Genomic DNA, 3517 nt, shown 5'->3' on the forward strand with positions numbered 1-3517 from the left:
CTCCTGGCGGGGCTCGGTGCCGGATTCCAGCGCCACGGACCTGGAGCGACATCAACGCGCCGGCCGGTGAAGTGACCATGTCGCTGCGCAAGGAGCTGACCGACATCCAGTACGGTCGCCTGCCGGACCGCCACGGCTGGCTGGTCAAGCTGGGCTGATCGCCTGCGCTGAATATCGGAGCCGGGCCATGCCCGGCTGCCTTCCTGGAAAGCCCGTCCTCGTGACGGGCTTTCTGCGTTTGGGGAGGCGCGCGCCATGCCTTGCAAATCACACCCGCCGATGTCGGCAAAGACATGGTGAGACAGGACATTCCGCAGTCAGGTACGTGCAGCTGACGCGAAAGTTCCTTCACCTTCACAAACCCTCGACCCGGAAAGTCTCAGATCCAACATTTCATCTTGCTGAAAAGACGCTGAAAATCTTGTGGTGTCCGGCTTGAGCCACTAGCGTCATCAACACAGCGGATGGGCAGGGGAATCCGCTGGCTCGCCGGACCCGAACCTCGCCATCGCAAGCCAGCCCACGGTTCAGGCCGGTGCTTCTGCCGATTCCGGCATTCCTACCATTAGAAGGGAAATCCGATGTCCCAGGTAACGCAACCGCGTGTGCGTCGTGTGTGGGTGGTCCTTGGTGCGTCCGTCCTGTCATCGCTGCTGCTGGCCACGCCTGCGCTGGCCGGTGATGTCCAGCTCAGCGGCCTGCAGTCCGCGCAGACCCACCAGCGCTTCATCGTCAAGTTCCGCGACGGCAGTGCGCCGGTGGCCAACACCACCGCGCTGGCCTCTTCGCTGAAGACGGCCGCTGCCGGCATCGCCAGCAGCCAGGGCCGCGCGCTGGGCCTGCAGCAGGTCCGCAGGCTTGCGGTCGGCTCCACCGTGGTCAGGACCGACCGTGCGCTGGACCAGGCCGAATCCGAGCTGCTGATGCGCAAGCTGGCCGCCGACCCGAACGTCGAATACGTCGAAGTCGACCAGATCATGCGCGCGACGCTGACCCCCAACGACACCCGTTTCAGCGAGCAATGGGGCTTCGGTACGTCCAACGCCTCGATCAACGTGCGTCCGGCCTGGGACAAGGCCACCGGCACCGGCGTGGTCGTGGCCGTGATCGATACCGGCATCACCAACCATGCCGACCTCAACGCCAACATCCTGCCCGGCTATGACTTCATCAGCGACGCGGCGATGGCGCGCGATGGTGGTGGCCGTGACAGCAATCCCAACGACGAGGGTGACTGGTACGGCGACAACGAGTGCCAGGCCGGTTATCCGGGCTCGAACTCCAGCTGGCATGGCACCCACGTGGCCGGCACGGTCGCTGCTGTGACCAACAACAGCACCGGCGTGGCCGGTACCGCCTTCAACGCCAAGGTCGTGCCGGTGCGCGTGCTCGGCAAGTGCGGCGGCTACACCTCCGACATCGCCGACGCGATCGTCTGGGCCTCCGGTGGCACGGTCAGCGGTGTGCCGGCCAACGCCAATCCGGCCGAGGTCATCAACCTCTCGCTCGGTGGCGGCGGCAGCTGCTCGACCACCTACCAGAACGCCATCAACGGCGCGGTCGGCCGTGGCACCACCGTGGTGGTCGCTGCCGGCAACAGCAACACCAACGTATCCTCGTCGGTACCGGCGAACTGCCCGAACGTGATCGCGGTGGCGGCGACCACCTCGGCAGGCGCACGTGCCAGCTTCTCCAACTACGGCACCGGCATCGATATCTCCGCACCGGGCCAGAGCATCCTGTCCACCCTCAACAGCGGCACCACCACCCCGGGCAGCGCCAGTTACGCGTCCTACAACGGCACCTCGATGGCGGCGCCGCACGTGGCGGGCGTGGTTGCACTGATGCAGTCGGTGGCACCGAGCCCGCTCAGCCCGGCGCAGGTGGAAAGCATCATCAAGAGCACCGCGCGTCCGCTGCCGGGTGCGTGCTCGGGTGGTTGCGGCGCCGGCATCATCGACGCCGATGCCGCGGTGACTGCCGCGATCAACGGCACCACGCCCAACCCGGGTGGCACCGTGCTGCAGAACAACGTGCCGGTTACCGGCCTCGGCGCAGCCAGCGGCGCATCGCTCAGCTATACCGTCAACGTCCCGGCTGGCAGCACGCAGCTGCGCGTGGCGATCAGCGGCGGCAGCGGTGATGCCGACCTGTACCTGCGCCAGGGCAGTGCCCCGACCGACACCGTCTACACCTGCCGCCCGTACCTGAGCGGCAACAACGAGACCTGCACCGTCAACAGCCCCACCGCCGGTACCTGGTACGTGCGGGTGAAGGCGTACAGCACCTTCTCGGGCGTGACCGTCAACGCCCAGTACTGAGCCCAAGCCCCTCTCCATGGGCACGCCCCGGCTTCGGCCGGGGTGTTTTTTTGACCTTGCTGGCCGCGCACCGGCATCTGTCTGGAGAGCCTGAGCCTCTCACGACTACAGCAACCGAAACGCCGACGCGCGACAGCGCGCCTTCAATCCCTCAAACCGACTCGAACCGGTTCGCCGCCACGTTCTTGCGCACATGCTGCGGGTCGAAGATCCGGCCGTTCATCGCGATGAACACTCCCGCCGGCAGCGACTGCACCGCACCGATCGCACAGCCGATGTTGAACTCCGCATCCGAACCACGGAAACGCGCCGGGCTCAGCGCACCGGTCATCACGATGGTCTTGTCCGGGATCGTCGCCAGCACCTTGCCGGTCTGCACCATCGAATCGGTGCCGTGGGTCACCAGCACGTGGCGGGTGGGCTGCGCGGCGATCGTCGCGCGGATCAGCTCACGATCGTCGTCGTTGATGTGCAGCGAATCCTTGCGCAGGATCGGAATCACGTTGAAACGGAACGTAACCCCCAGTTCGCGCAGGATCATGCCGATCTGCGGGTCGCCGATCTGGTAGTCCGACTTGTCGTCGAAATAGATCTTGTCGATCGTGCCACCGGTGGTGACGACCAGGAGCTCTTCCATCATGTGCATGCGCGAAACCAAGGCAGGTACAGCGGCGCGGGGCCGGGAACGCAGATGATACGGCCCACCGGGCGCAGCGTCAGCGCCGCCGCCCGAAACGGGCGCGCAGGCCGGGCAGGCTGGCCGAAAAGATCACCAGCAGCGCCAGCACGATTTCGATCAGTGCCAGCCAGCGGGTCTCGGGATGGCTCCAGGCGCTCATCACGCCGTGGCTGAACCAGCCCAGGGCCAGCACCGCCGCCCAGAACCCGGCCTTGCGCCAGCCCAGCCGCAGGGCGATGGCCAGCGCCATCGGCGGCGCAGTGAACACCAGCTGGGTGGCCAGCCAGTGCCTGTCGTTGATGAACCAGCCGGCAAACAGCGCCGCCAGCCCCATCAGGGCCAGCAGCAGCACGGTGCGCGGCGCGGTGCTCATCGCGCCAGCCGCTGCGCGATGTCGGCCACGCGCCGGCCCAGCGCCCGCGCCAGTACCGCCTCATCGTCGGTGGGTTGCGGGTCGTCGGCGGCACCGGCCACGTGGCTGGCGCCATACGGCGTGCCGCCACTGGTGGTGTGGCTC

At 66.9% G+C, this 3517-nt stretch carries 3 protein-coding genes and 1 pseudogene; 1 reads left to right on the forward strand and 3 read right to left on the reverse strand.

Annotated features, from left to right (window positions below; all coding sequences use genetic code 11):
* The first annotated feature begins 581 nt into the window (after nucleotides 1–581).
* A complete protein-coding gene (locus AB4Y84_RS16415) occupies nucleotides 582–2321 on the forward strand; it encodes a S8 family peptidase (protein ID WP_223494294.1) in 1740 nt (579 codons plus the stop codon).
* 151 nt (nucleotides 2322–2472) lie between these two features.
* Here AB4Y84_RS16415 and AB4Y84_RS16420 read toward each other — a convergent pair whose 3' ends face one another.
* The 3 genes and pseudogenes from AB4Y84_RS16420 to AB4Y84_RS16430 all read right to left on the reverse strand — a co-directional run.
* Nucleotides 2473–2958, reverse strand: a complete 486-nt coding sequence (locus AB4Y84_RS16420; RefSeq protein ID WP_033830416.1) for an asparaginase domain-containing protein — start codon at nucleotides 2956–2958, stop codon at nucleotides 2473–2475.
* Between the two features lie 79 nt (nucleotides 2959–3037).
* The gene (locus tag AB4Y84_RS16425; protein WP_099782928.1) at nucleotides 3038–3373 is read right to left on the reverse strand and encodes a DUF2069 domain-containing protein; all 336 of its coding nucleotides are present in this window, start codon (nucleotides 3371–3373) and stop codon (nucleotides 3038–3040) included.
* Nucleotides 3370–3517: pseudogene (locus AB4Y84_RS16430) on the reverse strand (NAD(P)H:quinone oxidoreductase); the annotation flags it as partial. The pseudogene AB4Y84_RS16430 and the gene AB4Y84_RS16425, both read right to left, overlap by 4 nt.

This window comes from Stenotrophomonas sp. 2YAF22, assembly GCF_052114665.1.
Classification (GTDB): Bacteria; Pseudomonadota; Gammaproteobacteria; order Xanthomonadales; family Xanthomonadaceae; genus Stenotrophomonas; species Stenotrophomonas indicatrix.

Bases quoted from the DNA above. Each gene is read 5' to 3' on its own strand.
- AB4Y84_RS16415 (WP_223494294.1), top strand. From the start codon at position 582: ATGTCCCAGGTAACGCAACCGCGTGTGCGTCGTGTGTGGGTGGTCCTT.
- AB4Y84_RS16420 (WP_033830416.1), bottom strand. From the start codon at position 2,958: ATGGAAGAGCTCCTGGTCGTCACCACCGGTGGCACGATCGACAAGATC.
- AB4Y84_RS16425 (WP_099782928.1), bottom strand. From the start codon at position 3,373: ATGAGCACCGCGCCGCGCACCGTGCTGCTGCTGGCCCTGATGGGGCTG.